The sequence below is a fragment of the Methylobacterium soli genome, from assembly GCF_008806385.1.
GTDB lineage: Bacteria > Pseudomonadota > Alphaproteobacteria > Rhizobiales > Beijerinckiaceae > Methylobacterium > Methylobacterium soli.
This window is the reverse complement of record NZ_VZZK01000048.1, coordinates 13550-35673: the sequence shown is the minus strand read 5'-3', so window position 1 is coordinate 35673 and position 22124 is coordinate 13550. Positions and strand designations below refer to the sequence as shown.

General features: G+C 64.0%; 25 protein-coding genes. 17 read left to right on the top strand and 8 right to left on the bottom strand.

Annotated elements, in window-relative coordinates:
- Window positions 1-346: 346 nt before the first annotated feature.
- On the bottom strand, window positions 347-916 hold the full coding sequence (locus F6X53_RS28155; RefSeq protein WP_151004629.1) for a recombinase family protein: 570 nt from the start codon (window positions 914-916) through the stop codon (window positions 347-349).
- Window positions 917-1605: 689 nt separating this feature from the next.
- On the opposite strand from F6X53_RS28155, the gene F6X53_RS28150 reads away from it, so the two are divergent.
- Window positions 1606-1830, top strand: coding sequence for a hypothetical protein (locus F6X53_RS28150; RefSeq protein WP_151004627.1), 225 nt, complete (start codon window positions 1606-1608; stop codon window positions 1828-1830).
- 146 nt (window positions 1831-1976) lie between these two features.
- The gene (locus tag F6X53_RS28145; protein WP_151004625.1) at window positions 1977-2330 is read left to right on the top strand and encodes a hypothetical protein; all 354 of its coding nucleotides are present in this window, start codon (window positions 1977-1979) and stop codon (window positions 2328-2330) included.
- Between the two features lie 799 nt (window positions 2331-3129).
- Here F6X53_RS28145 and F6X53_RS28140 read toward each other — a convergent pair.
- Entirely contained in the window at window positions 3130-3441 is a 312-nt protein-coding gene (locus F6X53_RS28140; RefSeq protein WP_151004623.1) for a hypothetical protein, read from the bottom strand.
- A gap of 265 nt (window positions 3442-3706) precedes the next feature.
- Here F6X53_RS28140 and F6X53_RS28135 point away from each other — a divergent pair, with 265 nt between their 5' ends.
- The 3 genes from F6X53_RS28135 to F6X53_RS33910 all read left to right on the top strand — a co-directional run bounded on the left by F6X53_RS28135 (window position 3707) and on the right by F6X53_RS33910 (window position 5459).
- On the top strand, window positions 3707-4234 hold the full coding sequence (locus tag F6X53_RS28135) for a PAS domain-containing protein (protein WP_191971032.1): 528 nt from the start codon (window positions 3707-3709) through the stop codon (window positions 4232-4234).
- 314 nt (window positions 4235-4548) lie between these two features.
- On the top strand, window positions 4549-5010 hold the full coding sequence (locus tag F6X53_RS28130; protein WP_151004619.1) for a Ros/MucR family transcriptional regulator: 462 nt from the start codon (window positions 4549-4551) through the stop codon (window positions 5008-5010).
- Between the two features lie 191 nt (window positions 5011-5201).
- The gene (locus F6X53_RS33910) at window positions 5202-5459 is read left to right on the top strand and encodes a PilZ domain-containing protein (protein ID WP_151004617.1); all 258 of its coding nucleotides are present in this window, start codon (window positions 5202-5204) and stop codon (window positions 5457-5459) included.
- A gap of 168 nt (window positions 5460-5627) precedes the next feature.
- On the opposite strand, the gene F6X53_RS32720 is transcribed toward F6X53_RS33910, so the two are convergent.
- Window positions 5628-5786, bottom strand: a complete 159-nt coding sequence (locus tag F6X53_RS32720; protein ID WP_191971031.1) for a hypothetical protein — start codon at window positions 5784-5786, stop codon at window positions 5628-5630.
- Between the two features lie 559 nt (window positions 5787-6345).
- Between F6X53_RS32720 and F6X53_RS28120 the strand changes: the two genes are divergently transcribed.
- From F6X53_RS28120 to F6X53_RS28110, 3 genes are all read left to right on the top strand, one after another.
- Window positions 6346-7047: a hypothetical protein gene (locus tag F6X53_RS28120; RefSeq protein WP_151004615.1), complete on the top strand. Its 702-nt coding sequence runs from the start codon at window positions 6346-6348 to the stop codon at window positions 7045-7047.
- Window position 7048: 1 nt separating this feature from the next.
- Entirely contained in the window at window positions 7049-7585 is a 537-nt protein-coding gene (locus tag F6X53_RS28115; RefSeq protein WP_151004613.1) for a hypothetical protein, read from the top strand.
- 206 nt (window positions 7586-7791) lie between these two features.
- On the top strand, window positions 7792-10413 hold the full coding sequence (locus tag F6X53_RS28110) for a hypothetical protein (protein ID WP_151004611.1): 2622 nt from the start codon (window positions 7792-7794) through the stop codon (window positions 10411-10413).
- Window positions 10414-10689: 276 nt separating this feature from the next.
- Here the strand turns inward: F6X53_RS28110 and F6X53_RS28105 are convergent, their stop codons facing one another.
- On the bottom strand, window positions 10690-11001 hold the full coding sequence (locus F6X53_RS28105; protein ID WP_151004609.1) for an addiction module antidote protein: 312 nt from the start codon (window positions 10999-11001) through the stop codon (window positions 10690-10692).
- Window positions 11002-11011: 10 nt separating this feature from the next.
- Window positions 11012-11302: a type II toxin-antitoxin system RelE/ParE family toxin gene (locus F6X53_RS28100; RefSeq protein WP_151004607.1), complete on the bottom strand. Its 291-nt coding sequence runs from the start codon at window positions 11300-11302 to the stop codon at window positions 11012-11014.
- A gap of 1218 nt (window positions 11303-12520) precedes the next feature.
- On the opposite strand from F6X53_RS28100, the gene F6X53_RS28095 reads away from it, so the two are divergent.
- Window positions 12521-13279 (top strand): sulfite exporter TauE/SafE family protein, encoded by a 759-nt coding sequence (locus F6X53_RS28095; RefSeq protein ID WP_151004605.1) that lies wholly within the window; start codon window positions 12521-12523, stop codon window positions 13277-13279.
- Window positions 13280-13459: 180 nt separating this feature from the next.
- On the opposite strand, the gene F6X53_RS28090 is transcribed toward F6X53_RS28095, so the two are convergent.
- Complete coding sequence (locus F6X53_RS28090) at window positions 13460-13954, bottom strand: lipocalin-like domain-containing protein (protein WP_151004603.1); 495 nt, start codon at window positions 13952-13954, stop codon at window positions 13460-13462.
- A 299-nt stretch (window positions 13955-14253) separates the two neighbouring features.
- Here F6X53_RS28090 and F6X53_RS28085 point away from each other — a divergent pair, with 299 nt between their 5' ends.
- From F6X53_RS28085 to F6X53_RS28060, 6 genes are all read left to right on the top strand, one after another.
- Window positions 14254-14550, top strand: coding sequence for a hypothetical protein (locus F6X53_RS28085; protein WP_238296938.1), 297 nt, complete (start codon window positions 14254-14256; stop codon window positions 14548-14550).
- A gap of 52 nt (window positions 14551-14602) precedes the next feature.
- The gene (locus F6X53_RS28080; protein ID WP_151004600.1) at window positions 14603-14839 is read left to right on the top strand and encodes a hypothetical protein; all 237 of its coding nucleotides are present in this window, start codon (window positions 14603-14605) and stop codon (window positions 14837-14839) included.
- 267 nt (window positions 14840-15106) lie between these two features.
- On the top strand, window positions 15107-15316 hold the full coding sequence (locus tag F6X53_RS28075; protein WP_151004598.1) for a hypothetical protein: 210 nt from the start codon (window positions 15107-15109) through the stop codon (window positions 15314-15316).
- Between the two features lie 338 nt (window positions 15317-15654).
- The gene (locus F6X53_RS28070) at window positions 15655-15840 is read left to right on the top strand and encodes a hypothetical protein (RefSeq protein WP_151004596.1); all 186 of its coding nucleotides are present in this window, start codon (window positions 15655-15657) and stop codon (window positions 15838-15840) included.
- 50 nt (window positions 15841-15890) lie between these two features.
- Entirely contained in the window at window positions 15891-16259 is a 369-nt protein-coding gene (locus F6X53_RS28065) for a PRC-barrel domain-containing protein (RefSeq protein WP_151004594.1), read from the top strand.
- 271 nt (window positions 16260-16530) lie between these two features.
- Complete coding sequence (locus F6X53_RS28060; RefSeq protein WP_151004592.1) at window positions 16531-16851, top strand: integration host factor subunit beta; 321 nt, start codon at window positions 16531-16533, stop codon at window positions 16849-16851.
- A gap of 310 nt (window positions 16852-17161) precedes the next feature.
- Here F6X53_RS28060 and F6X53_RS28055 read toward each other — a convergent pair whose 3' ends face one another.
- A complete protein-coding gene (locus F6X53_RS28055) occupies window positions 17162-19297 on the bottom strand; it encodes a carbohydrate porin (RefSeq protein ID WP_425324706.1) in 2136 nt (711 codons plus the stop codon).
- A 308-nt stretch (window positions 19298-19605) separates the two neighbouring features.
- Here F6X53_RS28055 and F6X53_RS28050 point away from each other — a divergent pair, with 308 nt between their 5' ends.
- Both F6X53_RS28050 and F6X53_RS28045 read left to right on the top strand, forming a co-directional pair.
- Window positions 19606-20613 (top strand): magnesium and cobalt transport protein CorA, encoded by a 1008-nt coding sequence (locus tag F6X53_RS28050; protein WP_151004590.1) that lies wholly within the window; start codon window positions 19606-19608, stop codon window positions 20611-20613.
- Window positions 20614-20628: 15 nt separating this feature from the next.
- Entirely contained in the window at window positions 20629-21084 is a 456-nt protein-coding gene (locus tag F6X53_RS28045) for a low affinity iron permease family protein (RefSeq protein ID WP_151004588.1), read from the top strand.
- 52 nt (window positions 21085-21136) lie between these two features.
- Here F6X53_RS28045 and F6X53_RS28040 read toward each other — a convergent pair whose 3' ends face one another.
- Window positions 21137-21442 carry a hypothetical protein gene (locus F6X53_RS28040; protein WP_151004586.1) on the bottom strand — a complete coding sequence of 102 codons (306 nt, stop codon included), beginning with the start codon at window positions 21440-21442 and terminating at the stop codon, window positions 21137-21139.
- Between the last annotated feature and the right edge of the window lie 682 nt (window positions 21443-22124).

Here is a 22124-nt window from a genome sequence, read left to right as displayed (position 1 = left end):
GTGCGAGAAGAGGCCGGCCGCGCGGGTTCATAGGCTCCTTGAGCTCCATCGGGCCCCGTCGTTCCGCCAGTCAGCTCATGCTGGGCTCTGGCAGTTTTTTACAGCCAGCGAACAGCCAAAACCGTATCTCAGTTTTGCCCGGCGCCGCTTCCGGCCGCCCGGCCCCCTCTTTGCGGGGACCTCTGTGACGGTGCCGCAGCCCGTCGAACAACGGAAAGCAGACCTGCCCACCCCGTAAATCATCTTCGGGCTCAAGGTCTGCGCGGCTGCTCCTATTCATCCACTTCCGCTACGCTTGAATGACCATCGCCCGAATGAAGGCCACTCGCCTCAAGGGATTGTCCGCCTATTGAATGAGGCCGGTCTCCTTCCGGGCAGTCAGGATGCGGTGCACCGATCCCTTGCCGACCCCGAGCTTAGCCACAATGGCGTTCATGCTGAGGCCCTGCGCGGCCAGGGCCTGGATTTCCTCCGCTCTCGCCTGCGCGGTCGGCTTGCGGCCCTTGTAGGCGCCTTTGGCCTTAGCCTTGGCGATGCCCTCCCGCTGGCGCTCCAGCATCATTTCTCGCTCAAACTGCGCGACGCCCCCAAGGACGTTGAGCATCAGCTTGCCCGTAGGGGTCGAGGTGTCGACGCCCAGGCTCTCGATCCGCAGGGCGACGCCGCGGGCCTCAAGGTCCGCGATGATGGTTCCGAGGTGGGGTACGGACCGGGCGAGGCGGTCGAGCTTGGTGACGACGAGGGTATCCCCCGCCCGCACGAATTCCAGGGCCGCGGCGAGCTGCGGGCGAGGCCCGACCGATGACACCTGCTCGCGGAACAGCTTCTCGCACCCGAGGGCCTTGAGGTCGCGCACCTGCGCCTCAAAGCCGGCGTCCTGTTCCAGGGTCGAGGTGCGGGCGTATCCGACGAGCATAGGCCAATCCGGTCAGTTTCGGTCCAATAGGTTCTATGACATAGAGAACCAATTCGGTCCATAAGTCAAAACCATTTATATGGACCGGGTTTTGCTCGAGCTTGGACCGGTCCACTAGAGCAAGCCCTATTGGAACGTACCGCTCAACGGTGTGATGAGCCGCGCAGAGCTACTGCGACGGTGGGCCTGCTGGTCGATGCGTCGGCCATGTGCTGAGACCACAAGCTCGCTTGAGCCGTGTGTCTGCCTTGGCGAGGAGCTGGGCCGACTGGTCAACGTCACCCTCTGCTGCTGCTCGGTCGGCAGCCACCACGTTGCGCTTGGCGAGGCGGCAGAGAAGATGGGTACGAAGGCGAGAAAGCGGCTCTAGCATGGATTGTCTCACTGGAGAGACGGACGCCACATGCAAAATTCATGCGCCGGGAACTGTGCAGCGCAACAAGGGTTGGTGCATCGCAGCGTCTCGTCGTTCCTCCTTGCGTGGCGCTGCTTCCCGTCCTTGACGGGCGTTTCCTCTCTCGACTTCGGGCCGCCAATCTAGCGGCCCGCCTTCTGTCAGAACCTCCTGAGCAAGCTGCCGTCTCCGACCCGCGGCCTCCAGATTGCCTGGGACACGTGCTCGTATCGCAGGCTGTCATTGCGGCTTTGGTATCTGGAATTTGGCGGCAGCGAGGAGCGAGGGAGGGCAGATGAGCACCTATGACCGCAACGAGCCTGTCACTCTGATGTGGAGTGAGGGATCGCCCAACACGGATGACAGGCGAGAGTGTAGCCTCGGCGAGGCTGTGCAGATCGTCGTGGAGGAGTTCGATGGCCTGCCCAAACAGCTCTCGTGCATCATCCTGCGCACCGGAGAGCCGATCCGGCAGCTCGATGAGATGAAGACGATCTATCGCTCGTTCAGGGACGCCTGAGCCCCAAGGAACGGTTCGGGTGCGCGAGGCGGACGGCCTGAAAACTGCAAGCGATCCGCGGGCAGGACGTTTGATCAAGCGCAGTGAGCCGACGCTGGTGAACGGGTAGCGGCTCATCAACGCGTTCGCAGGGAGTTCCAATCCTTATGGTTGAGCCCGCCCCCGGCACCCCCGCAGCCCTTGTCCGAAGGCTTCTGGCCAACCTGTTGAAGGCGGCTCTGACTGCCGACGACCGGCACAGTCTGGCTTGGCGGCAAGAGGCAAGGCGCATCCGCTCACAACTTATGGCCAACCCGAGTGCACTTGAGAGGCTGAAGATTGACGGCCTGTGGTGGCTAGCGATCGGAGATGCTGAGGCACCGGAGCTGCGTGCTGAGGAGAAAATGATCGAGTGGGGGCAGCCGAAGATCTGCCCAATCACGATCGCTGAGATCTCTGCGTCTGACTTCGACGTCGACCGAGCCGTGCAGCACTTGCGCGAGACGGCCGCCACAGGCTGACACCGGAGACGAGGCTTCTCTCTCGGTAGCGATCCGGCAGCCGTTGGCTTGGTCAGTGCCACGACGGCGCAATGATGGAGATCCGCCGTGTCTGGCGATGTCGTTCCGGAGACCAGGAGTTGGCAGGCGTTTGGGGCTGAGCCGAACGAGTCGGGTGGGCACTTCCTGTCGGTCTCGGGCGAGACCAAGCTCGGGAACGCGAACGAGGTGCCTCACCTCATCCTCGCTGATCCACCGTCACCACAGCCCGATACGCTCCTGCTAGAACTCAAAGTCATTCCTGAGGGTCCAAGCCGCTTCGAGTGGCACTGGAAGCGAGCTCGTCTCCTGCACCCGGTCAGCCAGGGCCAATACGCAGCTGTGCGAGTCCTCTGGCAAGGGGTCGAGGTTGCTGCCGTTCAGGTGCGGTGACGATGCCGACAGGCTGATGCTCTGATCGTGAGCGTCGCGGCCGCCCGCCACATTCCGTAACACCCAGTCAGCGAACCGCGCCGCGCCCCTGCTAAGTTCCGCTGAAGCAAGCTCTATTGTAACGACACTCACGAGCTCGCGGACCTCGCATCATGCACTCATTTCCCATCGCGTAAGTGCGTTTATGGAGCGGGGCACAGGCCGCGACGCGATCGGGATTGAATGTGGCCCGTGCCTGCCGTCCCTGAGGCTTCACGCTGTTGCCCGGGTCGCGGTGGGCAGTCGCAAGCACGACCTTCGTCATCTGGACAGCAGCGATCTCCTCGGCGGTTGGCAGTGGTGCCACCTACAAGCCGCCGGTCCTGCCCCTCGGGCACTGGACGCTGCGTCAGTGCGTCTGCGAGGCCGCGATCTCCTTCACGATGTTGAGGCAGCGGTGCCGGGCCTCCGGATCGTCGATCTGAATGAACACCTGCAGCAACTCGGTTGCTTCCACCAAGCACACGTCTCGGCCCTGGACCTTCACGGCCGAGGGGTTCTGCCTGATCAAGGCCGATGTGACGCCTAGCGCCTCAGCCAACTGATCCAACGTGCGTTGCACGGATTGAGGCAGCGGAAGAGCTTCGCATTCCTCAGCGTCGTTCCGAAACGCATCAGCGTCTGTGGGCCCGTCACGGTCCGCCGTGTCAAAGTAGATCATATGCATTCCCCATCGCGGCATTCTATGGCCGCGCGTGTTCGAGCCGGGAATGTGTTGCAATATGCATTCCCGACTTGTCCGTATACAACGGGCACAACACGATTGCTGGCAATTTGGTTTCAGGAGCTAACGAAATTTTGAACGCAAGCGGTGTCTCTGGACGTTCTACGATCCTTCGGGGGAGGGTTCACGCTTGAGAGACCAAACAGATGATTGCTCGACCGGCACACTCGGCGCGCCAATAGCAAAGTCACACGATGGGGCTGTGGTCGGCACCTGGCTTTGGACGTCGGAGCACAACCACCACGTGCTTGACCGCGGAGCTGCCAAACTTCTGGCAGGCAACCCCGATCTGGCTGACACCGAACTGCCGCTGGAAGCTGTGATCAGCTGCATCCATCCCGACGATCAGGCCCTCGTCTTGGCTGTCGTAGAGCGCGCGGAGCGCGAGAGCGGCCTGTACGTGGTCGAGTACCGGGTGCGGGCGCGTGATGGCACGCGGTGGCTTCTGGATCATGGACGGGTCTACCCCGCGACTGCCAGCATGCCTGCGCACGGCCATGGCGTGCTGATCGACGTGACGCAGCAGAAACTCCACGGTGCAGAGAGCGAGGCCGATAATCGGCACCTGAGCCCGCTGGATCGGGCTGCTCGGCACGTCATCGCAGCGCGCAAGGCCATTGATGAGGACGGCAGCAACTTCCTGCGCCAGCTCGTTGACATGCTGCTCTGGGAACTCGGGCGCACGATAGCCCGGCGGCTCCGGGCGGCCCGGAACAAGGCCATGAACTGAGGGGCTCGGCCTATCGCCTGGCTCAGGCTATGGCCCGCGGAACAGGCCGCCTGACGCCTTCCTGCGGAACAGCGTGACCCAGAGCCTGCGGCGATTCTCCGGCTGTGGTGCGATCCATAACACCCAATCTCGGAACCGTGCTGCGAAGGAAATGGGGAGCCGAAACTCCCTTGATCCTTGCGACGGATCATTGCCTCTCCCCCGGGCGTAGACGCAAGCTGTCCACAATCTTCCGGCGGCCGCAAGATCAAGGTCTTGCATCCAGAAAGAATAGGCGTAATGGCCAGACCCTCGCTGGGAAAAAAGGGCGCCGGATGGCTGAAATGGAAGAAGCTTCGGAAAGCAACCACCTTGAACTCGCCGCTGACATCGTGTCAGCTTACGTGTCGAACAACCCTGTCCGAGTGACTGACCTTCCGTCGCTCATCCGCGATGTCCATGCAGCGCTGAACAACCTTGCTGTGGACCCTTCGTCCGCGGCTGAGCCTGAGGCCGAAAAGGCGACCCCGTCGCAGATCCGCAAGTCGATCACCCCGGACGCGCTGATCAGCTTCCTCGACGGCAAGCCCTACAAGACGCTCAAGCGGCACCTGACGGGCCACGGCCTCGATCCGTACAGCTACCGCGAGCGGTATGGCCTGCCGCGGGATTACCCGATGGTGGCCGCGAACTATGCAGCCCAGCGCTCCGAACTCGCCAAGTCGATCGGCCTCGGGCGGCCTGGAGCACCGGTTGCAGCCAAGGCACCAAAAGGGCGCACCCGCAAGGCGGGCTGATCCGCTGGCCGACCCTGTCTCACTCTGGGCCTGCCTCGATGCCAGCGCATTGAGCTTCAGCTAACCGCTCAGGCGCTACCCCATCCCCAGGCCGAACCTGTCACGGTCTGTTTCGTCGTGCGGACACGACACGCCCCGCCGGCCAGCGATCAGACCGAGCGGCGGGGCAGTTCTTGGGCGAAGCGAGTGCGATGGACGAGAAGCGAGCCGAGCCACGCAGGCGTGCCTTGCTCCCAGGTACGATCAGCCTGCCAAGTGGAGGAGCTATCGACTGCCTTCTGCGTGACCGCTCCAGCACGGGCGCACGGCTGAAGGTTGAGAGCGTAATTGGGATCCCTGATGCCTTCACTCTCGGCCTCACCGCGGGTGGAGAGGCCCATCCTGTTCGTGTGGCTTGGCGCAAGCAGCATGAGCTGGGCGTTGAGTTCCTGAAGGGAACATCAGCGTAGCCTGTTCGATCGGATCACGCTCAAGTGCATTTCTCCTACTTTGTTTCAACAAAGAGGGCCTTGCACGCCGTGTGCTCGTGTTTGTCGCGATAGTACCTGGAACTATTGCTTGATTTGAGCAGTCTCAGCTTTCTGAGTTTCCTCTATATTACTGCCATCAGGCTGTCATTAAGCGGCGGGACGCACGAAGCCCTTTAGGCTCGATAAGGCGATCACGCAGCCAAGCCCCAGCAGGCATAAGCAGCCTAGGAAGGCTGCCGGCTTGCCCTTGGAGAGCAGGACAGCCAGGACCAACACGAACACCGCAAGGCCGGTCAACAAGGACATAGGCACCTCCACAAGGGGCGATACCTACAGCCTAGCTAAGCGAACGTTAACCACAACGGTTTGGCTCGCGACGCTTCAGAGTTGACGTGCGCGTCGCATCCGAAGGAGTTCAAGCGCGGCCAGGGCCAATGGGACACTGATCAAGAACAGCGCGAAGGCAAGGCCCATGCTTACGCTCCCGGCGGACTGAGGTCGGATGGCCGCTGGCCGAAGCTGCCGCCCACCCAACGTGCGCTGGTTAACGGCGTCCTCCCCTCCCACAATCCCTCAGCTCAAGGGCTTGTGCATCAACGCACCGGTCGGGACAGTACCGCGAGGACGATCGCGATCGCGCTCCATACTGCTCAATCCGCGAGGCAGCTGCGGCTTTGGCCTGCCCAGGGGCGACGCGAACCAAAGTGATGCCAGCGCATAGCTAAGCTGCCCTGATTTCCTATCGCAATCCGAGTGTACCCACGGTGCCAACCATCGTGTGACGCCGCTCGCCTCCAATCACCTGCTCAGCCCTTCGCCATTCGCAGGGCCAGCTGGTGTTTCTCCCCCCAACCCGAGTGACATCATGAACAATCAGAACACCGCGGCGGCCGCTGAGCCGACCAGCCCGGCTCGCGTCATCCTCGCTGGGCGCATCAACGCTTGCGTCAAGGCGGCGAACGCAGTGAAAGATCTCCAGCGTGCAATGCAGCGAGCACAGGACGATGGTCGCGAGGCGGCTCGCCTTGAGGCCGCGATGGCGGCCGATCAGCAGCGCGTCGTCGATCTCATCCGGGAGCATGCGCTTCGAGGCGAAGCCGTTCCTCCAGACCTGATCGGCGAGGACCGCCTCAAGGCCGTCCTCAAGCATGCGGAGGCGAAGGCCCGGGCGGAAGCTGCCGCCCCGGTTCAGGAGCGGATCGCTGCCGAAATGGCTTTGGCAAACCAAGCCTTTGTCGGGGCAGGGGCGCGAGCAGCCCAGGCTGTGGACGACGTCCTCATCGAGGAGACGGACGCGCTCGCCGCGCGCATCGCCGAGCTGCATGCGCAGGTTCTGCCGCTCCATACCCGCTTGGCGGGCCTGCGAAGCTGGGCTCTCGACACAGCACACCGATCCGGCACCAGCAGTGATCAGGGCAGGTCCCTCCTGTCGCTCGCCGAGCGAGTGGTCAACCTCATGCCGAACCTGGGAGTGTCGCTCCAGACGAAGCCGGAGGACACGGACGCGGAATGGGCGGCGTTCGCGCAACGCCTGGTCAACGATCACCAGGCGACGTTCGAGGCCTGAGGTGCTGATCTTCGCTCCCTTCTCGAGCGTGGAGAGCCACGATGCCACCCTCTTCGTCGAGGCCATCGCCCCGAGCGAGGGAGAGGGCGACACGATCGTGAAAGCCGCTGTGATCAGGGCAGCGCTGCCTGACTTCACCAAGGCAGCAGGCACGCTAGGCCAGATGGGTCGCGCAGCCAGCACCGGCACAGTCGACAACGTGACCGTAGCGGATGACGGTGCCGTCTTCGTGTCAGCGACGGTCATTGATCCAACCGCCATCCGCAAGGTCCAGGCGGGCGTGTATCGTGGCTTCGGTCTCGTGGCGAAGGTTCGTGGTCGAGACGCCCGCGATCCAGCTGTGGCGACCGCGATCGAGCTCCAGAACATCAGCCTTGTCGATGTTCCCGACGACCCTTCCGCGACGCTAGCCTTGTGGAAGGTGCAACCCACGCACCTGGAGAAGGTGGATGTGGCCGGCCGGCAGCTGATCGGCCTTGCGGGCCACATCGCGTCCATCACGGCTCGGATCGAGTGGCTCGAGGCATCGCGCCAGTAGCTGCAATGGGCCGTTGTTGAGGCCTCGTTCGGGACCTTAGCCCCCGAGAGCCTGACCGGCTCCAATACCCACGGCGCCATCCAGCACCGTGCCCCGATGGCCCAAAGCCTCCCGAACCGCATTCATGCCTGTGGCGTCCCTGCTGGGCGCGCCACGGGCGATCGCATTGGCCGTGACGACGGCTGATTTATCGAGGTCGCACCTCCATGTCCTCGGACGTCTATAACATCCAGACCGTTCTCAGCATCGGGGGCTCGCTTGCTCCCGAACTAGCTAAGATCCTGAAAAATATGAACGAGGTCGACAAGGCGGCGAAGGCCGTCGAGAGGTCGATCGGCCGCTGGTCCACCCCGATCGACCGCACCGTCACATCGATGGGTCGGCTCAGCCGTGAAATGGCGAACGTCCAGCGCTCCACGTCCCAGGTCGAGCGGGAGGTTGCCAAGACCACCAAGGCGATGGCCGGCCTGCGCGCACCGGCCACCGGCATGGATCGTGAGATGGCGAAGTGGGCTGCTGCAATCGGGCGGCCGCTTGCTGAGATGCGCACGATGCGTTCCACGACCCAGGGGGTTGCCTCGGCGGCCCGTGGCGTCTCCCGCTCGATCGACAGCTGGGCGAACCGGATCAACTCGGCCGCCGCCGCGATGCGCCGGATGAGCGCTGCGGCTGCCAACATCCACATCCCCAACATCCCGCGTGGCGTTGGGGGCGGGGCCGGCACCGGTGGGTTTGGCACCGGCCCGAGCCGTCGGCGCGCACAGAGCCGCCAGCATAGGACGCATGAGGGCTCGCACCTCTCGGGCGCCTTGGGCGTCTACGGTGGCCTGACGACGCTCGAATGGCTCGCCGAGCAGGGTGCTGGCGGTGTGCGCGAGGACATCCGCGCCAAAAATGCCGGCCTCTCACCTGCGGAGATTGCCGCTCTGAGCCAGCGTGCGAGCGAGCTGTCCCGCCAGTATCCATCCCTCAGCAAGCTCGGCGTGCGTGAGCAGGGTCGTTTGCTGATTCCGAACGTCGGCGATTACGGCACGGCGTCGGAGCTCCTGCCGGAGTACATGCGCGGGCAGGTTGCGTTGCAGACAGCCGGCGGCGTGGATCAGGGCTCCAAAGACATGGAGCGCATGGCGCGCTTCATCGATCTGATCGGCCGTTCGCGGTCGGCTGGTGATACCCGCTCCCTGATCGACGGCTTCGTCCGCACCCGTCAGCTCGACGCGGAGGCGGTCTCCGCCAACGATTTCGTCAATGCGGCGCAGAATGCTGGCTCGGCCGGCAAGGCACTCAGCGTCGACATGTGGTCGTCGGTGATGCCAGCCCTGTTCATGCAGCAGAAGGGCTCACGCACCGGTACGGACGTCGCCTCGGCGTTCCAGAACACCGTGCTCGGCCGCGGAACGGATGAGTCCATCCTGGCGCAGTACGACGAGGGCTGGCGCACCGGAACGAAATGGAAGGTCGGGAAGAACGGCAAGCGCAAGCTGATCAGCGACGGCAGCTTGGTGGACGAGGCGCTCTACAGCTCGAACTTCCACGAGTGGAACAAGAAGAACGTCATCCCCAAGATGGTCGCCAAGGGCATGCTGCCGGAGGCCTACGGGAGGGGCGACTACAGACAAGATCTGACCGACGCCCAGAGGGTCGCCGGCACCAAGTACATCGCAGAGCGCTTCTCGAACCGTCGTGGCGCGAGCCTGCACACGATGGACATCCTCGAGATCGGGCAGATCGAGGCGATCATCAAGCGCCTTAGAGCGGCGGCCGGCACGACAGATGTTCTCGGCGACCAGACGCGGGACCCGATGGTAGCGGGCAAGTCCGTCGTGACGCAGGGCGGCAACGTCGGTTCCGCACTCGCGAACCCGGCCATCCCGGATCTGGTCGAGCAAGCGAACCGGCTGTCAGCCGCCCTCGGCGGTGCAGCCGACACGCTGGAGAAGCACCCAGTCGCGGCCCAGACCGGCTTCGGCACGGGGCTGGCCGTTGGCGGCGGCCTGACAGCTGCTGGTATGTTCGGATTGATGCGCATGGCTGCGCCGCTCTTCGCCAATCCGATCGGCCTTGCCATCGGCGCCGGCGCGACCGTGACTATCGCGGCGGTGACGATCCCCTGGGGGAAGATCTACGATGCCGCCCCGCCTGGCGTGAAAGGCGCGCTCGACTGGATGGGCAAGGGTGCCACCATGGCAGCTGAGGCGGAGGGCGGTGCGCTCTCCGGCGAGATCGCGGCGAACCAGGCGCGGCGCAACCGCGGGACGGCCGGGCTCGGTCTGACCCCAGAGAATATCAAGGCTGCCCAGGACCGGCTCAACGTGACGGCGGGCCCCGGCGCCCTTGCCTCGGCTCAGGCTGCGGCGGCCGCCACTGGACAGGCCGCGGACGAACTGGTGCGAGCCGCGCAACGCGTCCATCCACCCATGCTCGACGCAGCCAAGGGCTTCAGCGACGTCGCCGGTGCCGCCAATGGCGTACCCGGAGCTCTGAACCAGGCGGCTAGGGCTATCTCCGGCTTCGTCGGCCGGATCCTGGGAGGTCTCAACGCCGGCGCCACAGCCGGTCCTCCGGCGCTGCCTGGAGCCAAGCCTCCGACCGGAGGCGCGTCGCAATCCGGTGGCGCTCCAGCCACGCCCGGAAAGTCGGCGGTGATCTACCGCGGCGGGAGCACCATCGCCTCGACACCCGTCACAATGACGCTGAACAACCGCGTCCTCGGCCGAACCGTGATCCAGCACGTCGTAGCCGAGGCAGACACCCGCAACGGTACTCAGGGCTTCGACGACAACACCCTCAAGACGCCCGTCGGCCATTCGGCTCCGATCCTCGCCTGAGCGGCAGGAACGCATCCGAGGGCGAGCGCTTTGCTCCCTGCAACAACGAGGGAGCGAAACGATGAGCCAAGCTGGCACGCCTCAGCCGGGCAGTGATCCCAGGCCGGGCGGACCTCCGCCTCTCAAGCCTCAGGACGCGGAAGATGGTCCGCACCCCTCCATTCCGCAGGAGGACGATCCTGAAATCGAAGAGACCGAAGGGCAGCCGACCTGACCCATGTCTTCACTGCCCCGTCCGGTTCGCGCCGGGCGGGGCGTTCTGCGAGGGTTCGATGATTAGGCTGCTTCCGGGACGCGGTCGGGAACTGCGGACAGCTTGAGGTGCAGTGCGCTCATAACCCGCATCACGGTGTCGAGGCTCGGGTTCCCGTCCTCGGAGAGCGCCTTGTAGAGGCTCTCTCGGGAGAGGCCGGTCTCGCGGGCGATGGCAGTCATACTGCGTGAGCGAGCGACCGCCCCGAGTGCGCGCTTGAACTCGGCATGGTCGCCATCCTCGAGCGCTACGGCGAGATAGGCCGCAGCCTCCTCCGGGGTGCCTAGGTAATCTGCAACGTCGAATGGCGTCGTCCTGGTCTTGTCGATGATCACGGTCGCCTCCTCACAGCCTTGCGGCTAGATCCTTTGCTCGAGCGATGTCGCGAGGTTGGGTGCTCTTGTCCCCGCCCCCGAGCAGGACGACGATCTCCCCGCGAACCCGCTCGACGAAGTAGACCCGGTAGCCTGGGCCGACATCGATCCTCATCTCGCTCACCCCATCCCCGACTGGCTCGACGTCGCCGGGGTTTCCATTCGCGAAGCGGTCGATCCGCTTCAGGATGCGAGCCCGACCGGCAATATCGCGAAGGCCACCGATCCAAGTGTCGAAGTCGTCAGTCTTCTCGATCTGCATGTCGGAATGTAGTCTATAGGATACAGCGGCGCAAGGGTACGCAGATCCTCGCAGGCTAGCCCTCCCGTTCACCTGCGATGGGAGGCGGTTCACGCCTACAAGCTTTCACGCTCCAACCCGTGCACGCCTCCACGTGTGAAACGGTTCACGCTTCCACCTTCCTACGAGTGAATGCGCACTTCTGAAGCCGCCTGTGCCGGGCCTTCACCCGTGGGATGAGCCCGACCCTATGTACGACAATGTTCTTCATCAGACATAGGCGTGCCGCACAGCTTCCACCGTGAGGCTGGCCGACCCGCGACACCGGCGGGTGCCGCCGGTCAAGGCGCGGAGCGCGCTGCCAACTCGGAGGTCTGAGCGCCTTTCTGAACCAGCCCAGGCCCGGTTCACGGGAGCATACCCAAAACGTACCGATGGAAGCGCATAGGTGAGAGGTTGGCCAGAGGCAGCGTACCGGCTTGCAATTCGTTAGCGAATGGTTAGGCTTTCGCGTAAGTATCAACGAGGGGCACGGTAATGAAAGCACTGTACACCCATCGCGATGACAAATCAGAGTCTCAACAAAATTCTGCTACGTCTGTACACTCCCCGCAGGATGATGAGACTAACCAGGAACTAATGCGCCGTCTGAACAATGCTCGCGCGAGCCAGCGCGCCGCGCGGCATCACCGGTTGAACCGATAGCTCAGGCAGGAGAGACAGGGCGGGCAGCGCATCTCAAACGAGACCCGCCCTGCTGTCGCATCGTCAGAGACCGGGACGAGGATACCCTAACTCAACCGGCGCCGCGCACCCGGTCATATGTCGGGCTGAAGGTTGGACCGTTTTCCCGACAGTACATTTCCCGACACGTTTTCCCGACAGAAATCCGCTCGATCAGAATGCGAACGGGCAGCTGGTCGGTTGTGTCGGGGAAACGGTCGTTTTCCCCTACAGCCGGCGCGAAGGGCTTTGGAAAGTTTTACTGGGGCAAGCCTATTGGAACGACGCACCGGGGAGTGATGATCTCGTCCTACGCTGACCGCAGTTGTCGATATCGAGCGCACGCAGGCAAGCCAGAAGCCCATGGGTCTGGGACGAAGCTTCGGTTCGTCTCTGTGCGTACCGGCAAGCGCTCAGTCAGATATGCACAGCGGACGACGGCAGGCACATCGGGTTACCTTGGTAGGCCAGCCTACCCTATCCGGCGCCGCCCTGCGGTGACGGGAGGACCACCGCATGGAGCTGACTGCTGCCACGATCGTCGTCGCCTTTGCTGGCGTCTTCCTGATCTGCTTCATGAAGGGCGCGTTTGGCGGCGGTTTCGCCATCGTCGGCATTCCGCTGTTGTCGATCGTGATGGATCCGGTGACGGCCGGCGGCCTGCTGGCGCCATTGTTCGTCGCGATGGACCTGTTCGCATTGCGATACTGGCGGCCCTCAACATGGTCGAAACCGGACCTTGTGCTGCTGTTGCCGGGCCTCGTGATCGGGATTGGGCTGGGCTACCTGCTATTCCGCGTCCTGGATCACCGCGCCATAGCGATCTTGATGGCGGCGATCACCCTGATCTTCGTCGGGCTCTGGTTTGTCGCAGGCGCGAAGGTAGTGGTCCGTCCGCGCTCGACACCGAAGGCGGTCACAGCCGGTCTTGCATCGGGCGTGACCACCATGGTGGCTCATTCGGGAGGGCCGCCGCTGGCGATGTATCTCCTGCCACTCGGTTTAAGCAAGGAAGTCTATGCAGGTACGACGAGCCTTTTCTTCACCGTGGGTAATCTGATAAAGGCAGTGCCTTGGTTACTATTGGCGAGACCATCGGGCAAAATCTTAATATTGATGGCGATTTGTGCACTCGCCATTCCCATCGGGGTATGGCTTGGTTGGCGGCTTCACGGAAGGCTAGACCAACGTCAGCTGTATCAGGCTTGTTACGGCCTCCTAATCATCACAGCACTGAAGTTACTGTGGGATGGCATCTCTGGCTATCTCGCTTGAACTTGCACTGCGGACGTTAGCAGCGAGCCGAAGACGGCGCTCTACGCTAGGTCTCCCGCGCTCAGTTCCGTTTGGAGGGGCGTTTCTCCGTTCTATAACAACGAACCCGCAGGCGCCGCCGCGGCCCTGCTAAGGCCCGGTAGAGCAAGCCTTATTGGAACGCCGCAAGCCCGTGCACGCCTATTTAGCGCGGCGTAGAACAATCTGGGTGGCGGTACCCGCGGAGCCAGGCGAGGTGTAGGTGAGCTCGTCGCCCGAAAGCGAAAACGACCGCGACTGTTCCGCACCGTCCCAGTTCGGGAAGGTGGACTTTTCGATGCGGAAGACCAGAGCCTTGTTCGCCGCATCGACACGATAGGTGCCGAAGTGGGCGATGGCGCCTGATGCTATGGCCCGGTTCTCATCCGGAGTCCCGGTCGTGCGGTTGTTGGAGGCGAGTTTCGGCAGGTCATTACGAAGGAAGATCAGCGCGTAGCGGCCGTCGCTGCCGAGCACCAATGTGCCGCTTGGGCTCGCGCCATACACGTCGGTTCTAGCGTCCCCCTGCTGAGCGATTACTGACGCAAGCGCCCAGGTTCCGACGACATCCTGGGTCGGCTGCGCAGCCGCTTCAGGAGCAACGAATGACGCAGAAGCGACTGATATGACAGCGAGTGACATGATGAGGCGCTTCATGGCATCTCTCCCTAGTTGGACGCCGAAGCGCGTCTTTGGTGAACGCGCTTCGGCGTCCCAAACCTACCACCCTGGTGCGCCGACGGGCCCATTTCTCGGCACCTATCGTTGGCTTGCGCCCGAGTGTTTCGTGACACCCAGTCGGCGAACAGGAGCTAGCCTCATCCCACCCTGAGCCTTGGCCTGCAGTGTCATGGCAGCCACAAGACGCCACAGGCGACTGTCGCGGCTTCGTCATGATAGGGAGAGGTCTGCCTCTACAAGGCAGGCGCAGGGGGCGCACCGAGCCGAGACATTCGATGGCTTCAATCAAGACGCTTGCAGATACCCTTCGCAGCCTCGCTGTGTCAGGCATGAAGCCGAAGGATCTGCTCTCCGCGGTTCGCGAGCGGCATCCGAACGCGACCAAGAAGGAAATTGTGCGGGCCGCGTTCTTCGCCCTGATCGAAGGTCATGGCACGAGCTCAGAGCAGGCGCAAAACCTTCACAGCTTCGCAATCGGCGAGCGCGGCTCGGACGAGAGCGAGCCCGTCGTGAGCAAGAAGCTGTCAAAGAAGAAGCGCAACCAAGCGCAGCAAGCGCAATCCACGCACTGACAACCGTGATGGAGGACGCTGTGAGGCACGCGACAGAGCGGCCGGTTCACCGATGAGCCGGTTTCGGCTGCACCGCGGCTGGCGCGAGCCGGACGGCCTCGTCACCGACCACGTCATGTCGGAGCAGGTCATCGAGGCCACTTGCGCCTCCGAAGCTGTGAGCGCGGTTCTGGGCGAGGGCGACTTCCTGGTCGGTGACGAGGCCAACTTGGCGTGGCTCACGGACGCGGACGGTGTCCTGGTCTGGTCCCTCCGGCTCGACGACGAGGACACGGTACCGAGCCGTTAGCAGATCCGGGTTCCACGCGGATGCTCCATAATGTCCAATCGGCGAGCGTCGTGAGGCCGCCCGCCAAAAACAGAATGTCCGCCTCTCCTCGGGCAATGGGGTGAAGCCCTCACCCAGCTCCTCCACTGCGCCGAGCCCGACGTCTCGCTGCTCGACCGCGTCATGGTGGAGATCGTCCGCCGCAAGGTGCTGTCGAGCTACGCTGGCCTTGGCCGCTTCCCCACGGCATGTTGGTAGACATGTCCCGCTTCACCCCGGAGGCAAGCCGTGGACGAGAGCACACGCCCTTTGGTTCTGGGAGTCGCGAAGTTCATCAATGTCGCGATAATCGACAGCGGCCGCACAGCCGCCGTGACCCTGGCAGGACCAGATGACCGAGAGATCGCTTTGCTGATCCCGGAACGAGTTGCGGTCAGTCTGCAGGCTGGGCTTGTCGACGGGCTTGAGACAATGCGAAAGCAGCAACCGAAGCCGTAGGCGTAGCGCACAGCCGCCTAAGTGTGGACGGAGGCGGATTCCTACGCCATCCTGAGGTGTGCCGCGGCGATTAAACCGACCAGTCTCCGCAAGCATAGGAACCGCTCGCGCGAACCCCTCCGCGAGCGGTTTTTCTGTGCCTCTACTGCGACCCGCGTCACGGCCCGAGCGAGCACTTCCGGAGACTTCAAAAAGGGGCGAATTCGCGTTCCATAATCAACCTTACGCGAAGGAAATCGTGCGAATTATGCGAATGCCGACGCCTTCACTCGCGCGAGAATGGTGGCTGTCGACGACCCAGGCGCGTAGGCTGGTGCGCTGGATGGTGGAGGGCAATCATGCCGAAGCCGGATTACGAACTCGACCTGAAGCGTCTGGAACATTGTGCCGGACTAGTTGAGGAGATCGCGGCCGAGAGGGAGCGCCTGCGCACCGTGCTCCAGCAAGGGCGGCTGATCTCAGATCAGACGGGCTCCAAGCTTCCGGCCCGCCAGCCACTCACCTGGGAATGGCACCAAGAGTGAGAGCGCGCCTTTCGTGGGTGGCGTTGAACCGGAAACTGGAGGAACGAGCTATGGCAGAGACGGATGCGTCATTGGCTCCGAGCCACCCGCTCATCGAGAGTGATCACATCGAGGGCACCGCTGTTTTCGACGCGAACGGGAAGCGGATCGGATCCATCAAGCGTCTCGTGATCGAAAAGATCACTGGCCATGTCGCTTATGCGGTCACCACGTTCGGTGGCCTCCTAGGCGTGGGTTCCGAAACCCATACGATCCCGTGGGAACAGCTGCATTACGACACAACGCTCCACGGCTACCATACGAACATCACGGAGGAGCAGCTGCGCAAAGCACCCGAGTTCTCCCGTAGTGACGATGCTCTCCTGTCTGGGCACGAGAGGCAGCAACTCCGCGAGTTCTACACGGAGCCCATGCCTTAAGAATCGCCCCGCGCTCAGTCCTCTTATGACGCGAGACGCTCGCCCGGGATGGCTGGCGCCCAGGCGGCCAAGCGGCTGAATGTAGGCCGGTGCGACCGGAAGAGCCGGGCGAGATCGGCCGCACTCTTTCGGCCTGCAAAAAGTGGCTTCGGCCGTGGAGCGACCGTTTCCATAAATCCCTTTACGCGAAGGAAACCGCGCGAATTATGCGAACTCGTGCGCGCATGGGAGCGGCTTGAAAGCCTCGGGCGGATCGTGCTTCTGCCTGCCTATGATCCGATCTGAGCTTGTCCTCCGCCTCGCGGCGCTGAACCCGCACCTCTACGAAAAGGACTGCGAGGCGGTCGTGACCGCGATCCTCGGCAGGATCGAGGACGCACTCGCGGCTGGCGATCGGGTGGAGATCCGCGGCTTCGGAGCCTTCTCGGTCAAGGATCTGCGGGCACGGCAGGGGCGCAACCCTCGGACAGGCGAGAGCGTCGCCGTGAAGGAGAAGAAGGCCCTCCAGTTCAAGCCCGGCAAGGAGATCCGGCAGCGCCTGATGAATGCCGAGACGCCCGACGCCCTGCCCGAGCTACGCCGGGTCGACTGAAGGAGCCTGTCGCAAGCGATCGGGGCTGCCTACATCGCCAAGCGCCTGTTCCCCGTTCGCTGTCGCGCGGCTTGCCGGCGCCTTCGGCGGAGCACAGCATCGTCACGCGCCCTGACCCACACCAGGGTGGCAGGCACCGGCCGCGCCCGTGTTTCTCCCAAGGGCATGGTGTTGCGGTCGGTACTCCCGCCATCGATGCGGCCTGTGGCGGTTTCCCTAAATCCGCTTACGCGAGCCGGGCGGCTCCAGAACGCCCAATCCACGAAGCTGCTGGCCGGTTGGGTGCTACGGAGTGCGGTGACGTAGCCTCTCAGAAATCCACGTGCAGGCGGGCGGCGAAGAAGTCAGCCGGGCCACGATCCTGGTTGTAGGCCGGGTTCTCGACGTGCTGGTAGTCGAACGTCACGGTCATCGCCTTCGTCAGGCTCACGGCATAGAATGCCTCGAACGCGCTCTCGGGGGCATAGCGGGTCAGCCGCCCGTCCCCGATCAGGAGGCCGAGCCCTCCGACGTCGAAGAAGGCCTGGTGGGCCCGCGTGATCCCGTTGACCGCGGCACCGACCCCAACGGTGTCGTTCGGCCGTCCCCAGGCCGTTCCTTTCAGCGAGAAACCGCCCGAGAACGAGCGGTCGATGTCGGTAAAAGACAAGCTCTCGTTACGGCCGTCGTTAAAGCTGGCCCGGGCGAACATGCCCAGATCGTCCGTCAGCTCCTGCTCCAGGTTCGCGTAGAAGCCGGTTTTTCGGCGCGGCCGGCGCGTCAGCGCAGTCGCCGTGACCGCGTCCTCGAACACGCCCGCCTGAGTGAGAGCGGCCACCTCACGGAAGTCTGCGACGTTGCCGACGTTGGAGAAGAAGCCGAGGCGCAGCACGCCGGGCCGGTCGAGTTCCGGCATTCTGTAACGCCCCTCAAACTCAATGTTGAACCCGGCTCGGTCGAACACGCGCGGGTCGAGCACATCGCTGGAGGGCTGCTTCGGCACCTGCGTGTAGGCGGCCCGGATCGCGAACTCCTTGCGGTTGTACTCGGCCACCACGCCTTGCGTGAAGCCGGGAAGGTTGGCTGGAAAGTCCCAGGCCGAGGAAGCCCAGAGCGACCAATTGAAGAAATCCACGCGCGGGTCGTGCGCGTACTTGTTGCCGTCGAAGAAGTCGCCCAGCGCGAACTTGCCGGCGATGACCGTGATCCGCTCGATGTCACGCCGCGTCGCCACCTGGTTGGGTCCGTCCGGCACGTCCTCGATCTCACCACCGAGGCCGAAGGTCTGGCGCACGAAGTAGCGGTTCGAGCGCAGGCGCGGGAAGGCGGCGCCGGCCTTCTGTGCCTCGCCGTTGACGAAGCCGGCGACCCCGGTCGTACCCGATAGGCCGAAGCCCTGGCTGAACTCGGGGTTATAGTACAGCTCCGTGCCCTCCAGCAGCTTGAAGCCCAGGAAGGCGGTTGCGGTCGTAGTCTGCTGCGTCTGACCCGGCACGAGGCTCTGCTCGCCCCGGTAGGGCGAGCGGAAGCCCGGCACGCCCTGCGCGATCAGGGTCGTCTGCCCATGCAGCGAGAAGCGGCCGGTGTCGCCGTTGTACGGGTCGTGAGGCGCGATCTCGTCGGGTTCGGGTGGCAGGCGCAATCCTTCCGGGAACCACATCAGCCGCGCGAACATCTGGTTGCTGGTGGCCGAGGTCCGCGTCGAGACCGGCCCGCCGGTCAGGCCCGGCACGGTGCCGAGGTTGAAGCGACGGCTCTCGCCGAGATCGACGTAGCGGTAGTCGATGCCGAGCGCGAAGTTCGGATGGAAGGCGAACTGCACGCCGGCGCCGAGCGTGAAGCCGAGATAGCTCTGCTCGGCACGGGCCGTGGAGACACCGCCGCCGGCAAGGTCCAGATAGGTCGCGAGAAAACGGGAGTTCGCGCCGGCCAAGCCGAAGCTGGCGTAGACGAGGTAGCGCTCGAAGCTGTAGCCGAGCCGCGCACGCAGGCTGCCGTAGAGGTCGGTCTTTGCTCGGATCAGGCTGAGGTCAGGGTTGACCGCCTCATAGCCGAAGCCGGGCGTCGCGAGCGACAACGGCCGCTTCAGGTTGGCCCCGGAGAGGTCGGCCTCAATGCCGTACACCCACTGCCCTGTCTGCCATATCCAGCCGCCGAACAAGCCGCCGACAGCGGTGGTTGCGTCCTGCCCTTGATCTCGGCTGCCGGTGGTGTCACCCGTCCGGAATGCCGGAACCGTGCGGGTCCCGATGGTGGTGCGCCCGAAGTCGAACGCGCCATATGAGGCGCCGGCGCTCGCCTGGAGGCCGACGTAACCACCCGACCAATCCACAAACGCGGGAACGGTCGTGGCCCGCGTGCGGCTGGCGGGGTCCGCTGCGGCGGCCATCTCGGGCGACAGCAGCCCGAGTACTCCGCTCAGGCTCGCGAGAAGACGTGTACGCAGTACGAAAGTCCGTTCGGCCATACAGTTTCGCGTCCGCGGCGGATGATGTCTTTCCGACCAGCCACGCTCGGTGTCGTGTGTAAACCCGTCGGCCAGTCGCCTTTCAGGAAACGATAGGGCGCCGATGCATTGCCGGTCTCGGCGTGGAGGACGAGCAACACTGATCCTGATCTCAGCGCCTCCTGGTGCCACGGCAGGATTGTTCGGATCTCCTGTCGGCAACCCTTGCCCGGCTGCAGGTCGTCCGCAGCCTGGATGACCTCTGCGGTTGCTTCCGCGCAGTGCTCTGCGGCAGATGGCCAAACCACTGCAGAGATACGCATCCCCTCATGTCCGTTCAGTCCACCGCTCCCGCCGCCCTGCAGACGCCCGGTGTCGTCATGTCTGCAGCTTATGCGAACGGGCATCGTGTCTCCGAGGTGCGGATCGAGGAAGCGGGCGCGTGGGCGCGACAGCCCGGGCATTTCGTCTGGATCGGCCTCTTCGAGCCATCCCTGGAACTGCTGCAGCAGCTCCAGGCGCAGTTCAGCCTCCACCCGCTCGCCATCGAGGACGCGCAATCAGCCCATCAGCGGCCCAAACTCGAAAGCTACGGTGACTGCCTGTTCGTGGTTGCTCGCACCGCTCAGCTCCTGAAGGGGCGGCTCGCCCTGGGCGAGACGCATCTCTTCATCGGGCGTGGCTTCGTCGTCACCGTGCGCCACGGCGCCTCCGCCTCCTACGCGCCCATGCGCGAGAAGGCCGAGTCCTGCCCCAAGCTCCTCGGGCATGGCGAGGACTACATCCTCTACGCGGTGCTCGACTTCATCGTCGACAACTACGCGCCAGTGATGGAAACCATCATGGCCGAGGTCGAGGCCATCGAGGATCGGATCCTCAAGCGCGAGCTGCTGCCGTCCGAGATCGAGCGTCTGTACCTGCTTCGGCGCGACCTGCTTCGTCTGCGGACCGCCGTGGTGCCTTTGGTGGAGGTCTGCCGCAAGCTGGAGCATGGCGACATGGTGGCCATTGACCAGGAGATGCAGCCCCTGTTCCGAGACGTCTCCGACCACCTGCGTCGCGTCCAGGATGAGATCGACGCGCTGCGCGAGGTGCTGGCCTTCGCCTTCGAGGCGAGCCTGATGCTGGGCCAAGCCCAGCAGACCGTGATCACGCGCCGGCTCGCCGCCTGGGCCGCCATTCTGGCTGTTCCCACCGCCATAGCAGGCATCTATGGCATGAACTTCGAGGTCATGCCCGAGCTGAAGTGGCGCTACGGCTACTACGCCGTTCTCACGGGCATCTTCGCCGTCTGCGCCCTCCTGTACTGGCGCTTCCGCAAGAACGGTTGGGTCTAAGACGAGGGGTTTCGCATGACCGGTTCCAAGGCGTTCACGGCCTTCGCATCAACGGTGGCCCAAGCGGCCGGGAGGCCGAGCGCCTTCGCAATCTGCTTCGTGGTCATTCTAGCCTGGGCAGTGAGCGGACCCTTCTTCGGCTACTCGGACACATGGCAGCTGATCATCAACACCGGCACCACGATCGTGACCTTCCTGATGGTGTTCCTGATCCAGAACACGCAGAACCGGGATGGGGCGGCCATCCAGGCCAAGCTCGACGAACTGATCCGCGCCAGCGCCGCGCACGACCGCTACATCGGCATCGAGACGCTGACCGAGGAGGAACTGACCGGGCTTCGTGAGCGCTGCGCCAGCCGAGCGCAGGTCAGCAAGCTTGATGAAGCACGGGAAGCAGCCGATCAGGCCGCGGCGGCGGCCGACAGCAAGGCGCGTGAGGCCGCAAAGCACGCGTCTGGGCTGCCGATCTAGCAACGACTTTCAACAGCCCCAGTCGCTGCAAGCGCCGGCACAGCGCCGCTGCTCAGGCCTCTTTACCCGACCAGAACGGCCGTGCCGCTTCAAGAGCGGGCCGGCAAACAGGCGCCACGTCAGCCAGGATGACCTCCGGCCTTGTCGTGCCGATCCAGACTTGCGCGATGCTTGAGACCGCCCACCAAGGGTCACTCGTGGCGCGGTCCACAATCACTGGTCTTGCTGCCTGAGCGCACGTTGCAACGTCATTGAGGATGGCCTGCGGAGCGCGGGCGCCCTTGAGCTTCTCGGCAATCTCCGCCTGCAGAGGCTCGATGAGGAAGAAGGAGATCAAGGCGGCGATGAGGTCTTGCATGGCATCGGGTCCAAGGCTTGTCCGATACCTCAGATGCTAATCTGCGCGCCGATTTCCACCGCTCGGTCGACCGGTATGCGGAAGTAGCGGGATGCATCCGCGCCAACCTGCCGACCCGTACTCGCCCTGACTACGCGTCAGCGACCTGCGAGCGCCTTGCAGACCTCGGCCTCGCCGAAAGGCTGCCCGGCAAACGGCAGTGGCGCAGGGCGGGATCGGAGACGGCGTAATGCTTCGTCCAACCGGGCCCGTCCCCGCGGTCCTCACGGATTGCCCACGCCGGGCGCAGGGGCGCAGCATCGCCGAGCACCTTGGGCGCGACCAAGGCGGCAGCCACCGGCCGCGTGCGTCTCCCCATGCAACGCGTCGCGGTCGGTGACCCCGCCGGCCGCGTCAAAGCCGGCCGGTGGGACCATGCCCGCCAAGCCAGAGAGGCTACGCGCAGCGGGTAACTCTGAGGATCAGCGAAAACGGTGAGCGGGTCGTTGCTGGCGCCCCTCTCCGAGCTCCCGGAACCAGCACATGCCGAGGCTGTTCCGGAACCATTCACCGCGCCTGCGGCCAATGGTTGATCGACAAGATCAGGAGAACTCAGAGAGGCTTCGATGAGGACAGCATTGTACGTCGCCACCATCCTACTCGTCGGGATTGGTAGCAGGGCCGACGCAGCTCCTGGCGTTCC